Annotated in this window: 16 protein-coding genes, 1 tRNA gene and 1 rRNA gene; 9 read left to right on the top strand and 9 right to left on the bottom strand. The window is 45.2% G+C overall.

The features are described from left to right. On the bottom strand, nt 1-308 hold a 308-nt coding region (locus GBV73_RS01445), incomplete at its 3' end, for a hypothetical protein (RefSeq protein ID WP_152878814.1). 197 nt (nt 309-505) lie between these two features. On the opposite strand from GBV73_RS01445, the gene leuS reads away from it, so the two are divergent. After that, complete coding sequence (gene leuS, locus GBV73_RS01440; protein ID WP_152878813.1) at nt 506-3397, top strand: leucine--tRNA ligase; 2892 nt, start codon at nt 506-508, stop codon at nt 3395-3397. Nucleotides 3398-3483: 86 nt separating this feature from the next. Here the strand turns inward: leuS and GBV73_RS01435 are convergent, their stop codons facing one another. From GBV73_RS01435 to rrf, 3 genes are all read right to left on the bottom strand, one after another. Then, nucleotides 3484-4035: a DUF998 domain-containing protein gene (locus GBV73_RS01435; RefSeq protein WP_042697772.1), complete on the bottom strand. Its 552-nt coding sequence runs from the start codon at nt 4033-4035 to the stop codon at nt 3484-3486. A 104-nt stretch (nt 4036-4139) separates the two neighbouring features. Continuing rightward, a tRNA-Asp gene (locus GBV73_RS01430) sits at nt 4140-4217 on the bottom strand. A 9-nt stretch (nt 4218-4226) separates the two neighbouring features. Beyond that, nucleotides 4227-4348: ribosomal RNA gene (rrf, locus tag GBV73_RS01425) — 5S ribosomal RNA — on the bottom strand. 151 nt (nt 4349-4499) lie between these two features. Here rrf and GBV73_RS01420 point away from each other — a divergent pair. Genes GBV73_RS01420 through GBV73_RS01410 form a run of 3 tightly spaced genes read left to right on the top strand, consistent with a single transcriptional unit; the run spans nt 4500 to nt 6914 of the window. After that, nucleotides 4500-5348, top strand: a complete 849-nt coding sequence (locus GBV73_RS01420; protein WP_042697778.1) for a CBS domain-containing protein — start codon at nt 4500-4502, stop codon at nt 5346-5348. Next, a complete protein-coding gene (locus GBV73_RS01415) occupies nt 5345-6355 on the top strand; it encodes a homoserine dehydrogenase (RefSeq protein WP_042697780.1) in 1011 nt (336 codons plus the stop codon). Before GBV73_RS01420 ends, GBV73_RS01415 begins: the two co-directional genes overlap by 4 nt. A 31-nt stretch (nt 6356-6386) precedes the next feature. Next, on the top strand, nt 6387-6914 hold the full coding sequence (locus tag GBV73_RS01410; RefSeq protein WP_042697783.1) for an ASCH domain-containing protein: 528 nt from the start codon (nt 6387-6389) through the stop codon (nt 6912-6914). On the opposite strand, the gene GBV73_RS01405 is transcribed toward GBV73_RS01410, so the two are convergent. Together GBV73_RS01405 and GBV73_RS01400 are read right to left on the bottom strand one after the other, a co-directional pair. Then, on the bottom strand, nt 6911-7531 hold the full coding sequence (locus GBV73_RS01405; protein ID WP_042697786.1) for a ZPR1 zinc finger domain-containing protein: 621 nt from the start codon (nt 7529-7531) through the stop codon (nt 6911-6913). The genes GBV73_RS01410 and GBV73_RS01405 overlap by 4 nt on opposite strands. 54 nt (nt 7532-7585) lie before the next feature. Further along, a complete protein-coding gene (locus GBV73_RS01400) occupies nt 7586-7975 on the bottom strand; it encodes a cell division protein SepF (protein WP_042697789.1) in 390 nt (129 codons plus the stop codon). Nucleotides 7976-8393: 418 nt separating this feature from the next. On the opposite strand from GBV73_RS01400, the gene hpkA reads away from it, so the two are divergent. Next, a complete protein-coding gene (gene hpkA / locus GBV73_RS01395) occupies nt 8394-8597 on the top strand; it encodes an archaeal histone HpkA (protein ID WP_042697791.1) in 204 nt (67 codons plus the stop codon). Between the two features lie 23 nt (nt 8598-8620). Here the strand turns inward: hpkA and GBV73_RS01390 are convergent, their stop codons facing one another. From GBV73_RS01390 to GBV73_RS01380, 3 genes are read right to left on the bottom strand one after another with little or no spacing between them, the layout of a single operon-like run. After that, entirely contained in the window at nt 8621-9136 is a 516-nt protein-coding gene (locus GBV73_RS01390) for a metallophosphoesterase (protein WP_042697794.1), read from the bottom strand. Between the two features lie 16 nt (nt 9137-9152). Next, nucleotides 9153-10073, bottom strand: a complete 921-nt coding sequence (locus GBV73_RS01385) for a transcription initiation factor IIB (protein WP_152878812.1) — start codon at nt 10071-10073, stop codon at nt 9153-9155. A 6-nt stretch (nt 10074-10079) separates the two neighbouring features. After that, complete coding sequence (locus GBV73_RS01380) at nt 10080-10385, bottom strand: Gar1/Naf1 family protein (protein WP_152878811.1); 306 nt, start codon at nt 10383-10385, stop codon at nt 10080-10082. Between the two features lie 207 nt (nt 10386-10592). Here GBV73_RS01380 and GBV73_RS01375 point away from each other — a divergent pair, with 207 nt between their 5' ends. The 4 genes from GBV73_RS01375 to GBV73_RS01360 all read left to right on the top strand — a co-directional run bounded on the left by GBV73_RS01375 (nt 10593) and on the right by GBV73_RS01360 (nt 20751). Beyond that, the gene (locus GBV73_RS01375; protein ID WP_152878810.1) at nt 10593-11918 is read left to right on the top strand and encodes a RuvB-like helicase; all 1326 of its coding nucleotides are present in this window, start codon (nt 10593-10595) and stop codon (nt 11916-11918) included. 292 nt (nt 11919-12210) lie between these two features. Then, nucleotides 12211-13473 carry an ORC1-type DNA replication protein gene (locus tag GBV73_RS01370; protein WP_152878809.1) on the top strand — a complete coding sequence of 421 codons (1263 nt, stop codon included), beginning with the start codon at nt 12211-12213 and terminating at the stop codon, nt 13471-13473. Further along, a complete protein-coding gene (locus tag GBV73_RS01365) occupies nt 13466-15493 on the top strand; it encodes a DNA-directed DNA polymerase II small subunit (RefSeq protein ID WP_152878808.1) in 2028 nt (675 codons plus the stop codon). The genes GBV73_RS01370 and GBV73_RS01365 overlap by 8 nt, the downstream gene beginning before the upstream one ends. Nucleotides 15494-15504: 11 nt before the next feature. Then, the gene (locus tag GBV73_RS01360; protein WP_152878807.1) at nt 15505-20751 is read left to right on the top strand and encodes a DNA-directed DNA polymerase II large subunit; all 5247 of its coding nucleotides are present in this window, start codon (nt 15505-15507) and stop codon (nt 20749-20751) included. Nucleotides 20752-20812 lie beyond the last annotated feature (61 nt).

The following is a 20812-nucleotide window of genomic DNA, read 5'->3' as shown; positions in this document are numbered from 1 at the left end:
TTCTCCCAGTTGTGGAGGGTTGAGTAGTGAATGTTTGCTCCGAAGAATTTTCTGCCGTAGTGCTGGGCGTCTCTGAGGGGTAGGTTGTAGTATTGTTTAAAGAGGAGTATTGCCAGTATTGTTTTTACTGGAAATTTTTTGGATTTTGGCAGGTTCTTCAGCTTTCCTTCTGATTCGAAGTCTGCTAAAACGTCAAGAATTGTGAATGCCACGCTTTCAGGGTCTTTGAGTCTGTGATCCCATCTGGGGATCACGGCAACCACCTGAAAGAATTCAGCAAAAACCCTAATAAAGGTTACTATAAACACGCCCTCTTGTTCCAAAAGATTTAAATATCCTAATATTAAGATAAAAGGCGATGCTTATGAGGGGGGATCGAGTTCTCCACAGCCTGGCACTCCTCTTATGCTGAGTCTATTAGTTGTCCCCCTAGCTTCGATTCTGAATTATTCTGGTGGCAAACTCTTTTAAAAGACACTTTTAACAACTCCAAGGAGGTTAGAATATGGTAGACTTCAAAGCTATTGAAGAAAAATGGCAGCATAAGTGGCTAGAAGAAAAAGTATTTGAGCCGCAAATAGATGAGAAGAAACCAAAGTTCTACATAACAGTTGCATTCCCCTACTTATCGGGCCACCTTCACGTCGGCCACGCGAGGACTTACACGATTCCCGACGTCATAGCGCGCTTCAAGAGGATGCAGGGCTACAACGTCCTCTTCCCGATGGCGTGGCACATCACCGGCGCCCCGATAGTCGGGATTGCGGAGAGAATAAAGAACCGCGACCCGAAGACCATACACATTTACCGCGACGTCTACAAGGTTCCGGAGGAAATACTCTGGAAATTCGAAGACCCCAAGGAGATAGTCAAGTACTTCATGAAGGCCGCGAAGGAGACCTTCATAAGGGCCGGCTTCTCCGTTGACTGGACGCGCGAGTTCCACACGACAAGCCTCTTCCCGCCCTTCAGCAAGTTCATCGAGTGGCAGTTCTGGACGCTCAAGGATCTCGGTTTAGTCGTCAAGGGCGCCCACCGCGTCCGCTGGGACCCTGTCGTCGGGACGCCCCTCGGAGACCACGACATAATGGAGGGCGAGGACGTACAGATACTGGAGTACGTCATAATCAAGTTCATCCTTGAGGAAAACGGCGAGACAATCTACCTGCCAGCGGCGACGCTCAGACCAGAGACGGTCTACGGCGTCACCAACATGTGGCTGAACCCCGAGGCCACTTACGTGAAGGCAAAGGTCAGGCAGGGCGACAAGGAAGAAACCTGGATAGTCAGCAAGGAAGCGGCCTACAAGCTCTCCTTCCAGGACAGGGAGATAGAGGTCATCGAGGAGTTCAAGGGCGAGAGGCTCATCGGAAAGTACGTGAAGAACCCGGTAACCGGGGACGAAGTCATAATCCTCCCGGCGGAGTTCGTTGACCCGGACAACGCCACCGGTGTCGTCATGAGCGTTCCTGCCCATGCGCCCTTCGACCACATTGCCCTCGAAGACCTCAAGAAGGAGACCGAGATACTGCTCAAGTACGACATCGACCCGCGCGTCGTCGAGGAGATAAGCTACATCTCGCTGATAAGCCTTGAGGGCTATGGGGACTTCCCGGCCGTTGAGGAGGTCGAAAAACTCGGCGTGAAGAGCCAGAAGGACGTGGAGAAGCTTGAAGAAGCGACCAAGAACATCTACAAGGCCGAGTACCACAAGGGCATCTTCAAGATAGAGCCATACGCCGGAAAGCCCGTCCAGGAGGTCAAGGAGCTGATAGCGAAGGAGCTCCAGGAGAAGGGCATAGCGGAGATAATGTACGAGTTCGCCGAGAAGCCGGTCATCTCGAGGTTCGGCAACCAGGCGGTCATCAAGATAATCCACGACCAGTGGTTCATCGACTACGGCAACCCAGAGTGGAAGGCTAAGGCGAGGGAGGCCCTTGCGAACATGACGATATACCCGGAGAGCAGGAGAGCCCAGTTTGAGGCCATAATCGACTGGCTCGACAAGAAGGCCTGCGCCAGGAAGGTCGGCCTCGGGACGCCGCTCCCGTGGGACCCCGAGTGGGTGATCGAGAGCCTGAGCGATTCAACGATTTACATGGCCTACTACACGATAAGCAGGCACATAAACATGCTGAGGGACGAGGGCAAGCTCGACCCCGAGAAGCTCGACAGGGACTTCTTTGACTACATCTTCCGCGAGCCCTTCAGCGAGGAGAGGGAGAAGGCGCTGGCCGAGAAGACCGGAATCCCGGCTGAGATAATACACGAGATGAAGGAGGAGTTCGAGTACTGGTACCCGCTCGACTGGCGCTGTTCAGCAAAAGACCTCATCCCAAACCACCTGACGTTCTTCATCTTCAACCACGTGGCCATCTTTGACAGAAAGCACTGGCCGAAGGGCATCGCCGTGAACGGCTTTGGAACCCTCGAAGGCCAGAAGATGAGCAAGAGCAAGGGCAACGTGCTGAACTTCATCGACGCCATCGAGGAGAACGGGGCCGATGTCGTCAGGCTCTACATCATGGGCCTGGCAGAGCACGACAGCGACTTCGACTGGAGGAGAAAGGAGGTCGGAAAGCTCCGCAGGCAGGTCGAGAGGTTCTACGAGCTGGTAAGCGAGTTCGCCACCTACGAGGCCAAGGAAAGCGTTGAGCTGAAGGACATAGATAAGTGGATGCTCCACAGGCTGAACAAGGCCATTGACGGGGCGACCAAGGCCCTTGAGGAGTTCAGGACGAGGACTGCCGTGCAGTGGGCCTTCTACTCCGTCCTCAACGACCTCCGCTGGTACCTCAGGAGAACGGAGGGAAGGGATGACGATGCCAAGCGCTACGTCCTCAGGACGCTCGCCGACGTGTGGGTTAGACTAATGGCGCCGTTTACTCCACACATCAGCGAGGAGCTGTGGGAGAAGCTCGGCGGAGAGGGGTTCGTCAGCCTCGCGCCCTGGCCTGAGCCGGTTGAGGAGTGGTGGAACGAGACCGTTGAGGCGGAAGAGGAGTTTGTCAAGAACCTCATCGAAGACATCAAGGAGATCATCAGCGTCGCAAAGCTCGAAAACGCGAAGAGGGCCTACGTCTACACCGCCCCGGAGTGGAAGTGGAAGGTCGTTGAGGTCGTCGCCGAGAAGAGGGACTTCAAGGCGGCGATGGCCGAGCTGATGAAGGACCCGGAGATGAGGAAGCACGGCAAGGAGGTCAGCAAGCTCATCCAGCGCCTGATAAAGGAGAGGGCCTTCGAGGTGAAGAGGATCGACGAGGAGAAGGCCCTGAGGGAGGCCAAGGACTTCATCGAGAAGGAGCTCGGCATCGAAATAGTCATCAACCCGGAGGAGGACAAGGGAGGGAAGAAGAAGGCCGCGATGCCGCTGAAGCCCGCAATATTTGTGGAGTGAGTTCTGCTTTTTTCTACCTCTTTTCTCTTAGGAGGTTCTAAAAAGGAGAAAAATCGACATTAACGACTAAGTTCAAAGTTTCCAAATTAGGAATTTACCCGAAGCTTTTTTATCGTGTCAATGTAAAACGGAGCTGTTGCAAATACAGAGACGAGCTCGGGGATTGCTACTCCCTTTGGAATATTGTATGCAAAATGAAGGAGCCATGCTAGTATTGCAACTGTCATGGCTGGAATGGGGAGATAGCTTCTAAAGTAGATTCCATAAGCAACAAGAAACAGCGCAAGTGAAAGGAAGAACGCCACCGAGACTTTGAAGTGCAGCCCACTGTAGATTTCATCAAAAACAGCCACAAGAGTTAATGTAAACCCAACTAAGAACCCCACAGCAGAGAAGACCTTGCTGCTTTTGTAAAGACACAGCGCGGAGGTGTAGATGATAAGAGCGCCTCCAAGACTTAAGCCAAAGTTAAATATCGGTGCAACTGAGCTTTTTGTGGCATGTCCAAGGTCGCTTAGGGCGTTGTTTGTGATGCTGAACCAATCTGAGAGAAGTATTGCTATTGCAATTGATATTAAAGGCACCGTTATTGAGAGTTCTGCCAAAAATAGGCAGGGGTTTTTGTTTATTGCTTTCATGTTCTTAGTTTGTCGCTTAACATAAATAAGGTTTTTTCTGAGAAAGTTAGGGGAACTTTATCATGGGGGAATGTTTAACACTACAGAAACGCCGGAGAAAGTTTTGGCGCCCGGGTCGGGATTTGAACCCGAGTCGCGGGAGTGACAGTCCCGCATGATGGGCCTGGCTACACCACCCGGGCAATTTGAGTGGCCGGCGGCGTCCCCGGTTTCCCGCCCCCTCTCGGAGGGCAGTACACCCGGGATCGCTGGCGGGCTTAACTTCCGGGGTCGAAACGAGTCCGGGTGTGACCCCGCCGCTATGACCGCCGTACCACTAACAACTCCCAGTGTTGGGTTTATAAATTTTGCGGTGGTGCAGAAATCACAGCCTCTGCTTTTCAGGGTGCAATGTTTAGATACACTTCATTTAGTGAAAGACTTAAATAGTAAAAAGGCTTCTTACATAAAAGCGGTGATGAAAAATGAAAGTTAAAAACCTTATGACTTCCAACCCAGTAGTAATTGAGCTTCCGGCAACGAGGAGCTATGCAATGGATCTTTTTAAAAAATATAGGGTTAGGTCTTTTCCTGTGGTGAAAAAAGGCACAAAAGAGCTTGTAGGTATAGTCAGCATAAAGAGTGTTCTTTTGCATCCTGATGAAGATCAGCTTGCAATGCTTGTTAAGAGGGATGTTCCTACTGTACGCCCCAATGATACTTTGAAAAAGGCCGTTAAGCTGATGCTTGAACATGATTACAGACGAGTTGTTGTGGTGGATGAGCAAAACCGTGTTGTTGGTATTCTGACGGTGGGGGATATAATAGGGGGATATCTCTCCAAAAACGAAAAAATGAAGAATATAGAAATTGAGCCGTATTATCAGAGATACGTGAGTGTTGTCTGGAAAGGAACACCTTTAAAGGCTGCGTTAAAATCACTTCTGCTTTCAAACGCTATGGCTTTGCCTGTAATAGATGACGACGGAAACCTTGTAGGTATTGTTGATGAGACAGACCTCCTCAAGGACAGTGAAGTTGTAAGGGTTATGAAGAGTGCTGAGTTAGCGGCTTCCAGTGAAGAGGAGTGGATACTGGAGAGCCACCCGGTGCTTCTGTTTGAGAAAAAAGAACTTCAGCTCCCCAAGAAGCCAGTGGAACAAATCATGACAACCGAATTAAAGCTTGCGACTCCCCATATGAGTGTCTATGAAGTAGCAAACATAATGGCGAGGGAGCACATAGAACAGCTGCCCGTCGTCAAAGGAGAAGGGGAAATAATAGGATTAATCAGAGATATTGACCTCATAAAGGCAATAGTGAACAAGCCATGAGGGAAATTTCCCTCTCTCTTATTGGTTTTGGAAACGTTGGAAAAGGCGTTGCTGGGGTAGTCCTAAATAAGCAGCAGTACTTTAGAGAGAAATACGGGCTTGAGATTAAAGTAGTGAGCATTACTGATTCTACCGCCACGATATGGGATCCAAACGGAATAGACCTAAAAGAAGCCCTTGAAATTAAGAAAAGCGCTGGTTCTCTTAAATTCTGGGGAAATGAGTATGAAATTTATGAGCTGAAACCTTCCGAAGTGGTTAAAGAAGTCGATAGCGATGTGGTGGTTGATGTCACCAACGACAAAAACGCTGCAGAATGGCATTTGGAAGCTCTGAAGAATGAAAAGGCCGTTGTAACTTCTAACAAACCACCCGTGGTTTTTAGATATGGAGAACTCATCAAGGTATCATCTAAAAAAGATGTGCCCTACCTTTTTGAGGCCACAGTAATGGCAGGGACGCCTATAATACACCTCCTTAAAAGTGCTCTCCCCGCTGATTCTATAGAGAGGATCTGGGGAGTTCTCAACGGCACGACGACATTCATTTTGAACGCTATGGAAGATGGCATGGGCTTTGAAGAGGCCCTTAAAAAAGCTCAAGAGCTCGGAATAGCGGAGAGAGACCCCTCAAATGACATTGAGGGAATTGATGCAGGCTACAAGGGGGTTATTTTGCACAACGTAGCATTTCACCAATTTGACTTCAAAAAGGCCCACATAGAAGGTATAGAGGGAATATCAGAGAAGAAGATCAGGGAGAACTTCAAAAGGGGAACAGTTACGCGACTTGTTGCTCTTGTGGAAGATGGAAGGGTGGAGATAAAGCCCAGAGAACTGCCCATTAACAGTCCTTTAGCTGTCAGAGGCACTTCAAACGTTGCTTTGATAGAGAGCGATCTATTGGGGGAGTTAGTTATTAAGGGGGCTGGGGCAGGGATCAAAGAGACCGCTTCTGGAGTTGTGAGTGACATAATAAGGGCATCTCTAAAAACCAAATATTTATAATTCATTCCCAGATTTTTGAGTCGGTGAGAGCGTGAAGCATGTAATAGCCCTTCATCAGGTCTATGGAGAGCTGATATTCAGAGGGCTTAAGTATCACGAGATAAGGAAAGCTCCTGTTTTTAGGGAAGGGGACACTGTCTTTCTTTACATTGCGAGAGGAGACCTAGGTGTCTTAAGAAGGACTCTAGGGAAGCTTGGCCTTACTGAAGAACAGGTTTTGACCAAAAGGGGCAGCATTGTGGGGGGATTTGAAGTTGGGGAGGTAATAAAAGCGGATTTTGAGACACTATGGGATTTAACGAAGGACACCAGCGGCCTTAGGTTTGTCTATGGGGAGGAAGAGGGTAAGAAATGGCTCAAGCAGTATATAAATGAGTACGGCTACGCCTTTACCATAGAAAAGCCGTTTCTCTTTAAAGAGCCCCTCACAAGAGAAAAAATGAAAGAGCTCTATGGAGTTCATGTTGAAGGGATAATCCACCTTTCAAACAGGACAAGGAAGCCGTGGGTTAAAAGCCTCCTTGAAGACCTTACGGCGAGAGAAGTTCAGTATATTTAGTTCTTCTCTTCACCTTCTTCGGGGTAATACACTACATAAGGCCCTGTGCTGAGCTTTTTGATTTCTTCTTTTGTGAGAAGCCTGCTCTTGACTTTTTCACCTATTAGCGCACTGTTTCCAAAGGGATCCATGATCTTTACTGTTAGAGGCTTTTTACCTTCCTTCACGTCTTCAATATAAGCGAGAAGCTCATCAATCTTTTTCACGCTTTCCTCATCATTTTCTTGGTTTTTAAAGTCCCTGGCCATTAGCAGGGTTTCTCTGGTTCTCTCAAGCACACCCTCCACGTTCGTCACAAACCCCTGACTGGCAGGTCCGGGCTCTATTTTGACCCCAATCTCTTCGAGCTCAATGGTACCGCTTTTGCTCCTCACAACCCTGGTAAAGAGGTCTTTTTCTTCCTCGACCTTGACAGTGTAGAGCTTTGGCTCTTTCTCTTCGAGAACCATTACGTCTGCGTTTCTGTACCCGCACTTCTCGCATATTATTGTGGACTCCATTACCTTGCCAAAGTATGGGATCTCGTGAATGTGATTGAGAGCCTTTAATGTGTTCTTTCCCCCGCATATTGGACAATCGCCAAGCTTAACCTCGTGTATCTCATTTGTCTCGTTCATCCCAGCTCACCGGAACTAAAAAGAAGAATAGGATTTATAAAGGTTAAAGAAGCTTCAACCTTTGTATATCTTAATGTCTGATGGAGTAATGAGAATCTTAATCTCGTGTTTTGCTATTTTTGCTGTCTCTCCACCAAGGGCATGGGCAATTCCCTTTAGTTGTTCAACGACTTTGGCAAGCACTTCTGGCTTTGATTCTAACGGCGTTAAATCGGCGATAATAATGTTACCTGCTTGTATTTCTTCAGAAATTTTTTCTAAATCAGTATAACTGGTGACAACAATCTTCTTAATATACCTGATCTCCGGCTCAACAATGGTCTTCGCTATAAGATCCTCCTCCAGAGGAACAACGTCAATATCATGTCTAATATCTCTCTTTTTTCCTGTTCCAAGTTCTTTCTTTGTTTCTTCTTTCTTGATAATCTTGTCAAACAATCCCATATTTTTCACCTCAAAAACATTCTTGACTAAGTTATCTTTTCGTATTAGGTCTTTATATTTCTTATGGATGAGTTCGCTAATAAGTGGCGAAGAGGGGATGTACGAAATAGTAGAGGTACGTCTTTTGTCGATCAATAAATTAAAATAAAATATGTCCCCTAATGGACTATCAAAAAATCATTATGGGCAGTATGACGCATAGCACCCCCTACCTAGGTAAGCTCCCAGATTCTATTGAGTGTTCATATAGAAAAACAGTTTCGAAAGATATGACACATACCTTCTCCCATAGATAGTTCCAACGTATTTATGAGAAAATGGGGGATGAAAAGAGCCAAAACGACTGTTTTTATCGAAAGATTTATATACCTTTAATTCAAAAAATAAGAATGAAGAATTTCCTAAGGAGGTGTTGTGAATGGCTGAGTTGCCAATTGCCCCAATTGACAGATTGATTAGAAAGGCTGGTGCTGAGAGAGTTAGTGAAGAGGCCGCCAAGATACTCGCCGAGTATCTCGAAGAATACGCAATTGAGCTCGGAAAGAAGGCTGTTGAGTTCGCCAGACACGCTGGCAGAAAGACCGTCAAGGCCGAGGACATTAAGCTCGCAATCAAGGCTTGAAGGCCTTTCCCTTCTTTTTTCTATTATGGATATCTCCACTGTGTTTCCCATGGCTTGTAAATGTTGAACCTGAAGCGTTCTCCCGTTATCTTGCCAACGAGAAACGTTGGGTCACTCATTCTTGGAACCGTTGGGGAGCCGGGATTGAGGAGGTGCACTTCTTTTCCCATGTACTCGTAGCTCTTGTAGAAGAACCTGTGTGTATGGCCAAAAATTAGCAAATCAACATCCATGTCAAGGGCTTTGTATTTGAGGCTCTGTTCATCTAAGCTGAGAAACTGATGACCGTGTAGGACTCCTACTTTCAAGTCCTCAATTTTTAGAACTTTTTCTTCTGGAAAAATTGGTTTGTCCAAATTCCCTCTAACGATAATCACCGGTGCTATTTCTTTAAAAATCTCAAAAAGCTCGGGGGATGTTAAATCCCCTGCATGGATTATTAACTCTACCCCTTCTTTCCTAAAAACGTCAAAAATCAAATCTGGAAGATAGGAAGTCTTGTCGGGATAATGCGTGTCGCTGAGTATTCCTATCTTCATTTCCTCTCCCACTTGTCTAAGTGGGGATGCGTATATTAAGTTTATCCACGAGTTCTTTGTATCTGTTCCTTACTGTAACCTCAGTTACTCTTGCAACTTCGGCAACTTCTCTCTGGGTGAGCTTCTCTCCTTCAAGGAGACTTGCTATGTAGATAGCAGCCGCAGCTATCCCTGTGGGACCTTTTCCGCTTGTGAGTCCCTTTTCAATAGCTTGGTTCAGTATCTTTATCGCCCTTCTCTTTGTCTTTTCACTTACTCCCAGCTGGTCCCCAAATCGTATGACGTAATCAATAGGGCTTGTTGGTTTTAGGCGAAGATGGAGCTCTCTCGCCAGATACCGGTAACTTCTCCCAATTTCCTTTTTACTAACTTTTGACACATCTTCTATCTCGTCTAAGGTTCTGGGTGCATTTGCGATTCTACAAGCTGCGTAAAGACAGGCGGAAACCATCCCTTCTATAGATTTTCCCCTAACAAGCTTGTTTATGACTGCCTTTCTGTACAAAACTGCTGCAATTTCCCTTATGTTCCGGGGAAGTCCCAGCTGAGAGCCCATCCTATCAAGCTCACTCAAAGCGAATGCAAGGTTTCTGTCCACAGAGTCGCTTATTCTCATTCTTCGCTGCCACATTCTAAGACGGTAAATCTTTGCTCTCATACTTCCTGAAATGTCGCCCCCGTGGATGTCTTTGTTTCTCCAATCTATATCTGTAGAAAGTCCCTTATCATGGAGCATTACAGTCTCTGGTGCCCCCACTCTAGAACGCTTTTCCCTCTGTCCAGGTTCAAAAGCCCTCCACTCTGGCCCCAAGTCCATAATTTCTTCGTCCAAAACATATCCGCAATTGGAACAAACGATCTCAGCCCTGCCTGGGTCATAAATCAAACTTTCCGAACCACAGATAGGACATCTCCTAATACCCCCAAATTGAGCCAAAAATTCTCACCCCCTCTTTTGGGGGGCAGGGCGCTTTTTCTTGACATTTCTCTTATGCTTTTTATCTTTAGAAGGAGATTTTTTTCTGCGCTCATCGATGTATAAAACCTCTCCCACATATTTCTGAGGATCCTTAACACGAGGCTTTACGGCAACATATGGATGATTAACTGGACCAAAAACATCTTTGACAGTTCCAACAAGCTGAAGATTCTTATCTACTACAGGATCATTTAACGCAGGTGCGAATGTTGAACGGAGTATTAAGAAACCCTGTTTGGCATAATGAGAAACTTTGCCTAAACGCTTCATAGCCCCACCCCAATCGAAAACCTTTTAAATATATCCTCTTCGATCCTTTTAAACTTTTCGCAACACCAAAAGAGTGGTAAAGATTGGCAGAAAAGTTTTTAAGCATAAGCACCTTTTCCGGTGAAATTTCTTTCAACGTTAATCTTTTAAATTCTTGGTCATTTTAACTACAAACGGTTTCTAAAGAATTTGGGGGGTGAGGGGGAGATGCCGCTTGTTGAAGAAGTTGCAACCCACAGATTTGAGAGAATCGGCAGTCATTCTCACATAAGAGGGCTCGGATTGGATGAAACTGGTAAGGCCAAGTTCATTGCAGACGGGATGGTAGGGCAAACAAAGGCGAGAGAAGCAGCAGGTATTGCCGTTAAGCTCATAAAGAAAGGAAAGCTGGCGGGCAAGGGAATTCTACTCGCTGGTCCAACAGGAAGTGGAAAAACTGCCATTGCAATGGGTATTGCGAGAGAGCTCGGAGAGGATGTACCATTTGTTCAAATCTCTGGAAGCGAAATATACTCCGCTGAGATCAAAAAGACTGAATTCCTAAAGCAGGCTTTGAGAAGGGCCATTGGAGTTAGAATAAGCGAAGAGAGGAAAGTTTACGAAGGAAGGATAGAGAAGATACAGCTCAACAAGACGAAGCATCCCTTCAACCCGTACGTTGAAATCCCTGAATCCGTGGTACTTACCCTGAAAACCAAAGACGATGAGAAAACGATCAGGGCGGGGAGAGAGATAGCGTACCAACTTTTAGAAATGGGAGTAGAAGAGGGAGATGTCATTCAAATAGATGCCGAAACAGGCAGAATATCAAAACTCGGGACCACAAAGGAAGAAGAAGGGCTGTTCTTTAAGAAGAAAACAGAAATGCCAAGCGGGCCAGTGCTCAAGATTAAAGAGTTCACATACACAGTAACGCTCCATGATTTAGACCTCGTAAACAGCCGTGCTGGTGGAATATTCAGCCTCTTCTTTGGAGGGGGGCTTGAGATCACAGACGAAATAAGAGAAAAAGTTGACGAGATGGTGAAGCAGTGGATAGATGAAGGAAAAGCTGTTCTCGTGCCGGGAGTTCTCTTCATAGACGAGTGCCACATGCTCGACATAGAGGCGTTTTCTTTCCTCGCAAGGGCTATGGAGAACGAGTTATCACCTATTCTAATCCTGGCAACCAACAGAGGCATTACAAAAATAAGGGGAACCGATTTGGAGTCGCCCCACGGAATACCGATAGACATGCTTGACAGACTGCTGATAATCAACACTGAGCCCTACAAGAAAGAAGAGATCAAGGAGATAGTGAAAATAAGGGCCAGAGAAGAGGGCATAGAGATTTCAGAGGAGGCTTTAGAGTATCTGGCAGAACTCGGAGAAAAGACAAGTTTAAGATACGCAGTTCAGCTTTTAGCTCCCGCAAGTATCTTGGCTGGTGATAAGAAGGTAGAAAAGGATCACATTAAAAAAGCAAGACAATATTTCGCCGACATAAAGAGAAGCATAGAATATGTCCAAAATCTTGAGGGAATGCTTCGCTGAGCTTTTCTCATTTATAAACCTTTTTCAAGTCTAAATATTTTTAAATACTTCATGAATTTTAGTCATAAACTTGCTCAACAAAGCATATATACTCTGATTATAACTTATGAACTGCCCTTCCTCTGGATCATCTGCTTCCAGTGGAAACCTTTTAAACGATGTTAAAATTATTCCGAATTAAGATGAAAAATATAGACAATAAGCACAAAATTTGTGCTATAATGAAAATAAGAAAAACCACAATTGGTCAAATTGTCAAGTCATTAATGTATTTCCTATGGAGGGACAGGGAATGTTACAAGAAGGCCAAACCAATTTAGGATCACTCTTTGAAAAATATCTCCACAAACAGCGAATCTTTAAGAATAAGGATGTTTTGAGACATAGCTACACTCCCCGAGAGCTTCCGCACAGGAGGGAGCAGATAGAAACTCTCGTTCACATACTGGTTCCCGTCTTAAGGGGGGAGACACCTTCAAACATCTTTGTGTATGGGAAGACCGGAACTGGAAAGACGGTCACCGTTAGGTACGTAACTGAGGATCTGATAAAAATATCTCAGAAATATAATGTTCCAGTAGATGTTATCTATCTCAATTGTGAGATTGTCGATACTCAGTATAGGGTTCTGGCGAACATAGTTAACCACTTCAAGGAAGAGAGCGGAGTAGAGGTTCCTCTTGTAGGGTGGCCCACGGATGAAGTTTATGCGCAGTTAAAGAAAGTGCTGGACATGAGAGAGCGCTTTGTGATAATAGTTTTAGACGAAATAGACAAGCTGGTGAAGAAGAGCGGCGATGATATACTGTATTCCCTAACAAGAATAAACACGGAGCTTAAGAAAGCGAAGGTGAGCATAATAGGTATTTCAAACGACCTCAGGTTCAAAGAATACCTCGACCCTAGAGTTCTCTCAAGTCTAAGCGAGGAGGAGGTAGTCTTTCCGCCCTACGATGCCAACCAGCTGAGAGATATCCTTATGCAGAGAGCTCAGGAAGCATTTAATGAGGGTGTATTGGATGAGGCAGTCGTTCCTCTCTGTGCTGCTTTGGCAGCGAGGGAGCATGGAGACGCAAGGAGAGCTCTCGACCTGCTCAGAGTTAGCGGGGAGATAGCAGAGAGAGAAATGGCTCCAAAGGTTACCGAAAAGCATGTATGGAAGGCTCAAGAAAAGATAGAGCAGGACACCATGGAAGAGGTAATTAAAACCCTTCCACTGCACTCGAAGATTCTGCTTTATGCAATAGTCCTCCTTGACGAAAACGGGGAATTGCCAGCAAACACGGGCGATGTTTACTCCGTCTATAAAGAGCTCTGTGATTATCTCGACTTTGAACCTCTAACTCAAAGGAGAATAAGCGACTTGATAAACGAGCTGGATATGCTTGGTATCATCAATGCCAAGGTCGTCAGCAAGGGCAGATACGGAAGAACGAAAGAGATAAGGCTCAACATAACACCCTATAAAGTTAAAAACATCTACCGCTTTGAAGAGACATTGAGACCGTTAATATCTGTAAGCATGCTTAAGCAGAGGAGGTTGTTCTATGGATGAATTCGTGAGGGGATTGATGTCAAACAACTATCTGATAACTCCCCCGGCATATTTTCTTTTGTCTGAACACTACAATAGGGACTTCACACTCCCAGAGCTTATAAAATTCGCAAAGGCGAGAGGAACGTTCATAATAGATGATATTATTGCAGAAGAATTTCTGGAGTCTAAGGGAATTATAATAAGACCAAAACATCTTGAAAAGTTTATGACTAGTAAAAAACCTGAAGAGCAGTACTCGAAAGAATCGGAAGAAGGGCAGACGCTAGAACTTCCAGAAGCTGAAGAAACCTCAGAAACTCCAGCGTTTGCGGGAGAAATTACAAGCGAAGTCGCGGAGGATAATGCAGAAGTTGAAATTTCTGAAAGCCAAGAAGCAGTGCCCTCTGAAATTCCTGCTGCCGAAGAGCCCCCAATAGAGGAGAAGGATGAAGACGCCGTAAGTGAATTTGCAGAAGAAGTTGTAGAAGAAGTGGAGACAGTAGAGGAAGACGAAGAAGCTGTAGAGGAATTTGTAGAAGAAGAGTCAGAAGAGATGGAGGAGTCTTTTGACACCAACGGGGAAGAGAATGGAGAAAATGGGGAAGTTAAAAGGAAAGTCGTTTTTGAGGAGTATGGTGTTCCGCTCGTAGCTGAAGAAGAGGTGCCCGAAGAGGAAGAGAAGGCTTATTCTATTTATGCTGATTTTAAGGTTTCTCCAAAGGAAGGATTTGAGTTTATTGCCAAAGAGATAGAAGCGGACTTCAATGTTAAATTTGACGTAAGAAACGTTAAGCTCAAGCCCCCAATGGTTAAAACTGGTACAACTAAAGAAGGAGAGATTATTGTTAGAGTTTATGAGAACTACTTCAAAAGCAGGCTGAAAAAGATAAGAAAAATACTGCGCGAGAATCCGGAGGTTTCTGGCGTTATTGATATTGGAAAACTCAGCTACATAAACCCGGAGGGAGACGTAACAATCATAGGGCTTGTAAACTCAAAGAGGGAGACAAGAAACGGTTACATGTTTGAGGTTGAAGATGCAACAGGGATAGTAAAGGTCTTCATAGGAAAAGATAAGGAGGATTACAAAAAAGCCTTTGAAATAATGCCCGACAGCGTAGTGGCGTTTAAGGGAAGGTACTCAAAAAGAGGAATGTTTTTTGCAGAGCACATTTACCTCCCCGATGTGCCGATGTATAAGAGGGAAAAGCCTCCTCTCGAAGAGAAGGTGTACGCTGTTCTGATGAGCGATATACACGTTGGGAGCAACAAATTCTGTGAAAAAGCGTTCATGAAGTTTTTAGAGTGGCTAAACGGAAACGTGAACACGAAGGAAGAAGAGGAAATAGTCAGCAGGATAAAATACATAATAATAGCCGGCGATGTTGTTGATGGAATCGGTATATATCCGGGCCAGTACAACGAACTAAGCATACCGGATATTTTTGACCAATACGAGGCCCTTGCTAACTTGCTCTCCAACGTTCCGGAGCATATAACCATGTTCATAGGGCCAGGAAATCACGATGCTGCAAGAACTGCTTTGCCGCAGCCAGAATTTTATAGGGAATACGCAAAGCCCATCTATGACCTTAAGAACGCTGTCATAATAAGCAACCCGGCCGTTATAGATTTACATGGAAGAGAGTTTCTTATTGCCCATGGTAGAGGAATAGAAGACGTTGTGAGTTACGTTCCAAATATGAGCCACCACGAGCCTGTAAAGCCTATGGTAGAGCTTTTGAAATTGAGACACCTGGCGCCAACTTTTGGAGGAAAAGTGCCCATAGCCCCGGACTCAGAGGATTTGCTTGTCATTGAGAGCGTTCCAGATGTGGTTCAGATGGGTCACGTCCACGTTTTGGACTATCAAATATATAGGGGAGTTTTCTTAATAAACTCGGCAACCTGGCAGGGTCAAACAGAATTCCAGAAGATGGTTAATATCGTCCCAACTCCGGCTAAAGTTCCGATTATAGATATCGATACCGCCCGGCTAAAGACGATAGTTGACTTTAGCAAGTGGTGTGATGTTTGAGGTGAAATAATATGGAGCTTTACAGTGAAGAAATGAAAAAATATTTCGAATCCTTGCAGAGAGAGATTGATAAGGCCTATGAAATAGCTAAGCAAGCTAGAGCTCAAGGTAAAGACCCCGTGAGAGACATTGAGGTTCCCCAAGCGACCGATATGGCGGGAAGAGTTGAGAGTCTTGTGGGTCCAAAGGGTGTTGCGGAGAGGATAAGAGCGCTTGTGGAGGAATACGGGAAAGAGCTCGCTGCCCTCAAAGTTGTTGATGAAATAATAGAAGGAAAATTCGGAAAGTTTGAGAGCAAAGAGAAGCTTGCCGATCAATCCGTGAGAACCGCGTTGGCTATTCTTACTGAAGGTATTGTTTCCGCTCCGCTCGAAGGAATAGCTGATGTTAAAATAAAGAAAAATTCAGATGGAACTAATTACTTGGCAATCTATTATGCTGGGCCAATTAGAAGCAGCGGAGGAACGGCACAGGCTTTGAGTGTTCTTGTTGGAGACTACGTTAGAAGAAAGCTTGGTCTTGACAGGTTTAAGCCAACTGAAGAGCACGTGGAGAGATATGTTGAGGAGATAGACCTCTATCACAGGGCTGTTACAAGGCTGCAGTATCATCCATCACCGGATGAAGTTCGTTTAGCTGTTAGAAACATCCCAATAGAGATTACCGGAGAAGCCACGGATGATGTAGAGGTGAGTCACAGAAACGTCCCAGGAGTTGAAACAAATCATCTGAGGGGAGGAGCGATCCTTGTTTTGGCGGAGGGTGTCCTCCAGAAGGCAAAGAAGCTCGTAAAGTACATAGATAAAATGGGTATTGATGGCTGGGAATGGCTGAAGGAGTTCGTTGAGGCGAAGGAGAAGGGTGGCGAAGAAAAGAAAGAAGAAAGGAAAAGTGAAGAAATAAAACGGGAGACGACAGAAGAAAAGGCCTCTGTGAAAGTTGAGAAAGGCTTCTATTACGAACTCTACGAGAAGTTTAGAGCAAACATCGCTCCAAATTCAAAATATACAAAGGAGATAATAGGTGGAAGGCCTCTATTTGCTGAACCCTCAAGAAACGGTGGCTTCAGGCTTCGCTATGGAAGGAGCAGAGTAAGCGGATTCGCAACGTGGAGCATAAATCCAGCGGTCATGATAATGGTTGACGAGTTCCTAGCTGTAGGAACCCAAATGAAGACCGAAAGACCTGGAAAGGGCGCCGTTGTAACTCCAGCCACTACCATTGAAGGTCCTATTGTAAAGTTAAAAGATGGAAGCGTAGTGAGAGTTGACGATTATCACAAGGCCCTTGAGCTGAAGGATCAGGTGGAAGAGATTCTGTACCTTGGAGATGCGCTAATAGCTTTTGGAGACTTCGTGGAGAACAACCAGACACTTTTGCCTGCCAATTATGTTGAAGAGTGGTGGATTCAGGAGTTCGTTGAAGCGGTAAACAAAGTTTATGAGCTTGACCTCAAGCCCTTCCAGGAAAACGAGCGGGAAACCGTGGAAGAAGCTGCAGATTACCTCGACCTAGACCCAGAATTTCTGGCAAATCTTCTTTATGACCCGATTACCGTTAGGCCCTCAATTGAAGATGCCATACATCTCTCCCGCATCCTCAAGATACCCCTCCACCCATACTACACCCTTTACTGGAATACTTTGGAGGCTGAGGAGCTAATTTCCCTTCAAAACGCTCTAGTAAATGCCAGCATAGAGTGGGGAGAGTATAGAGGGTTCAAATACGCAAAGAGGGTTGAAATTTCCATAGACTCCCTTGGAAAAGCCAAGAGGTACCTGGAGCTCCTTGGGGTTGAGCATAAAGTCTCTAATGGGCTTGTTATAATTGAATATCCGTGGTCAGCCGCGCTGCTAACTCCTCTGGCAAATTTAGAGAAAAAAATCGAATTCAAAGAGTTCCACACCCCCATAGACTTGATAAACGAGATAAGTGAGGTTAAACTCAGGGACAGGGGAATCAGCTGGATAGGAGCAAGAATGGGGAGGCCGGAAAAGGCAAAAGAGAGAAAAATGAAACCCCCAGTTCATGTTCTTTTCCCGATTGGATTAGCAGGAGGAAATTCGAGAGATATATACAAAGCAGCCCAGGAAGGAAAAACAGCTGAAGTTGAAATAGCGCACTTCAAATGCACAAACTGCGGCCATGTGGATATCTACCCCACATGTCCTAAATGCGGAAGCGAGGCTAAGCTACTCTACCACTGTCCCAAATGCGGCTTTGAATCGACAATCGACACGGAATGTCCTAAGTGTAATATAGAGATGAGAGCATACCGCAAGAGAAAAATCAGCCCTTCAGAGCTTTTGAACAAGGCAATGCAGAATGTCGGAATTTATACCCTCGACAAGCTCAAGGGCGTAATGGGTATGAGCTCCGCCCATAAGATAGCAGAACCTCTCGAAAAAGGAATACTAAGGGCAAGAAACGACGTCTACGTCTTTAAAGACGGCACAATAAGGTTTGACGCCACGGATGCGCCAATAACCCACTTCAAACCCAAGGAAATAGGGGTAAGCGTTGAGAAGCTAAGGGAGCTCGGTTATACACACGATTTTGAGGGCAAGCCCCTTGTAAGCGATGAACAAATAGTTGAGCTCAAGGTTCAGGATATAATCCTCTCAAAAGAGGCTGGAAACTACCTTGTCAAGGTTGCTAAGTTTGTTGATGATTTGCTCGAAAAGTTCTACGGACTGCCGAGGTTCTACAACGTTGAGAAGATGGAAGATCTAATAGGACATCTCGTGATTGGTTTAGCCCCTCACACTTCAGCCGGAATTATTGGACGGATTATTGGGTTTGTTGACGCTCTTGTAGGCTATGCTCACCCGTATTATCACGCTGCAAAGAGGAGGAACTGCTTCCCCGGAGACACAAGAATAATGGTACAAATCAACGGAATTCCGCAGAGAATCACTCTGAAGGAGCTGTATGAATTATTCGAAGAGGAACATTACGAAAACATGACCTACGTGAAGAGAAAGCCAAAGGTCGGCATTAAAGTGTATTCCTTTGATCCCAAGGAAGGTAAAGTGGTTCTGACAGACATCGAGGACGTTATAAAAGCACCAGCCACCGACCACTTGATTCGCTTTGAGCTTGAGCTGGGAAGAAGCTTTGAGACAACCGTGGATCATCCAGTCCTTGTATACGAGAACGGAAAGTTCGTGGAAAAGAGAGCATTTGAGGTTAAGGAAGGGGACATGATAATTGCACCAAATACCGAACTTCCCGAAAATGAGATTGAATACTTTGACCTTCTTGAGGCATTTGCTACAGATGATTTCAAGAATTTGTGGAATAAAATAATGGTACGTGGGATTGCAAATTGGCTCTCTTCAATTGGAGCAAAAGTTAAATGGGACTATATAAGACGCGATTCCATTCCCTTGGCTGAGTTGATTAAAGTACTCCATGAGAAGGGACTCAAGTTTGAAGATGTTCCAGAATGTTACATCGGGTTCAAGCGAGATAAGGTCAAGATAAAACGCTTTATACCAATAACGTCCCTTATGAAAGTTCTTGGCTACTACCTCGCAGAAGGCTACGCGAGAAAAAGTGATAGTGTTTATCAGCTCAGCTTTTCAATTGCTGATAAAGAAGCAAGAGAAGACCTTAAAACAGCACTAAGAGAGGCTTTTGACGATGGCTTCGGAATATATGAAAGAAGAGAGAAAATTACAGTGAGCTCAAGAGTCTTATACCTCCTCTTTACTGAGGTTCTCAAAGCAGGAAGCAACGCTCACAACAAACGTGTTCCACCTATTGTATTCACCCTTCCAAAAGAAGTCGTGGCAGAGATGCTTAAGGCTTATTTTGAAGGTGATGGAAGTGCTCTAAAAACAGTGCCACGTGTCGTAGTTTATAGTGTGAACAAGACTCTCCTTGAGGACATTGAAACTTTATTGATATCCAAATTCAAGATAAGAGGGTATTACACTATTGACGAAAATGCAAACAGAGGGAACGCCCGGGCTAGAGTATATTATATTGAACGCGGTACCCAGCCTCCAGTTTCAAAAGTATATGCCCTTAACATCGCCGGTGGACATTACCACAGGTTCTTTGAAGAGATTGGCTTCGTGACTAAACGTAAGAACTTACCATACCAGCAGTATTCCTCAAGAAAGCCGAAAGGTGACAAGTACCTTCTTGGGAATGGGTGGGCAGTAAAAGTTAAACGTATTGAATATCGGAAACCAACTGAGGACTTTGTATTCTCTCTCAACGCTAAAAAATACCATAACGTGATAATTAACGAAAATATTGTAACACACCAATGTGACGGTGATGAAGATGCTGTTATGCTCCTTCTTGATGCTCTGCTCAATTTCTCGCGCTATTATCTCCCAGAGAAGCGTGGTGGAAAGATGGACGCTCCGCTGGTAGTTACAACTCGCTTAGACCCAAGGGAAGTTGATAGCGAAGTTCACAACATGGATGTTGCCAGATATTATCCATTAGAGTTCTACAGGGCAACTTACGAGTTTAAATCTCCAAAAGAGCTCGTTGGGGTCATTGCAAGGGTAGAAGATCGCCTGGGTAAACCAGAAATGTACGAGGGACTAAAGTTCACCCATGACACCGACGACATCGCCTTAGGCCCAAAAATGAGTCTCTACAAGCAGTTGGGTGATATGGAAGACAAAGTTAGCAGGCAGTTGGCTCTAGCGGAACGTATTAGAGCGGTAAACGAGCACCACGTCGCCGAAACTATAATAAACTCCCACATAGTGCCGGATTTAAGAGGAAACCTGAGGAGCTTTACAAGGCAGGAGTTCAGGTGTGTGAAATGCAACACCAAATACCGGAGACCACCTCTGAGCGGAAAATGTCCGAAGTGCGGTGGTAAGATAGTGCTTACAGTCTCAAAGGGAGCTATTGAGAAATATCTCCCGACAGCAAAGATGCTGGTTACCCGCTACAATGTTATAGACTACACAAGACAGAGAATCTGCCTGACGGAGAAAGACATAAAGACGCTCTTCCAAAACGTCTTCCCGGAAACTCAAAGAACACTCTTTGGTTTTGGAGCTGACATTTGTGAGAGAATGATAGCGGAAAGAACGGGAAAGGTAATAAAGAAGAATGGATATCTCGATGAGCTAAAAGAAAACGGTAAATTAAACAACTCCAAAAAGGAAGAGAACAAAAAGGAAAAAGCTGCAAAACAAGAAAGAAAAGAGGAAAAAGAAAAGCCCAAGCTCAAGAAAAAGACCAAGAAGGTCATTAGCCTTGAGGAGTTTTTCGGCAGCTAATTATCCATTATTTTTTCAATGTCTAGACAAAAAGGATAAATACTTCAAGTGACAATATCTT

This window comes from Thermococcus sp. 101 C5, from assembly GCF_009372125.1.
Lineage (GTDB): Archaea > Methanobacteriota_B > Thermococci > Thermococcales > Thermococcaceae > Thermococcus_A > Thermococcus_A bergensis.
Note: the sequence above shows the minus strand (reverse complement) of the source record. Positions and strands in the feature narration are given on the sequence as shown.

Excerpts from the sequence above, each read along its gene's own strand:
- GBV73_RS01405 (WP_042697786.1), bottom strand. The coding sequence starts at position 7,531 with ATGAACGAGACAAATGAGATACACGAGGTTAAGCTTGGCGATTGTCCA.
- GBV73_RS01380 (WP_152878811.1), bottom strand. The coding sequence starts at position 10,385 with ATGAAGCGTTTAGGCAAAGTTTCTCATTATGCCAAACAGGGTTTCTTA.
- hpkA (WP_042697791.1), top strand. The coding sequence starts at position 8,394 with ATGGCTGAGTTGCCAATTGCCCCAATTGACAGATTGATTAGAAAGGCT.
- GBV73_RS01400 (WP_042697789.1), bottom strand. The coding sequence starts at position 7,975 with ATGGGATTGTTTGACAAGATTATCAAGAAAGAAGAAACAAAGAAAGAA.
- GBV73_RS01390 (WP_042697794.1), bottom strand. The coding sequence starts at position 9,136 with ATGAAGATAGGAATACTCAGCGACACGCATTATCCCGACAAGACTTCC.
- GBV73_RS01435 (WP_042697772.1), bottom strand. The coding sequence starts at position 4,035 with ATGAAAGCAATAAACAAAAACCCCTGCCTATTTTTGGCAGAACTCTCA.
- GBV73_RS01360 (WP_152878807.1), top strand. The coding sequence starts at position 15,505 with ATGGAGCTTTACAGTGAAGAAATGAAAAAATATTTCGAATCCTTGCAG.
- GBV73_RS01415 (WP_042697780.1), top strand. The coding sequence starts at position 5,345 with ATGAGGGAAATTTCCCTCTCTCTTATTGGTTTTGGAAACGTTGGAAAA.
- GBV73_RS01420 (WP_042697778.1), top strand. The coding sequence starts at position 4,500 with ATGAAAGTTAAAAACCTTATGACTTCCAACCCAGTAGTAATTGAGCTT.
- GBV73_RS01365 (WP_152878808.1), top strand. The coding sequence starts at position 13,466 with ATGGATGAATTCGTGAGGGGATTGATGTCAAACAACTATCTGATAACT.
- GBV73_RS01375 (WP_152878810.1), top strand. The coding sequence starts at position 10,593 with ATGCCGCTTGTTGAAGAAGTTGCAACCCACAGATTTGAGAGAATCGGC.
- leuS (WP_152878813.1), top strand. The coding sequence starts at position 506 with ATGGTAGACTTCAAAGCTATTGAAGAAAAATGGCAGCATAAGTGGCTA.
- GBV73_RS01370 (WP_152878809.1), top strand. The coding sequence starts at position 12,211 with ATGTTACAAGAAGGCCAAACCAATTTAGGATCACTCTTTGAAAAATAT.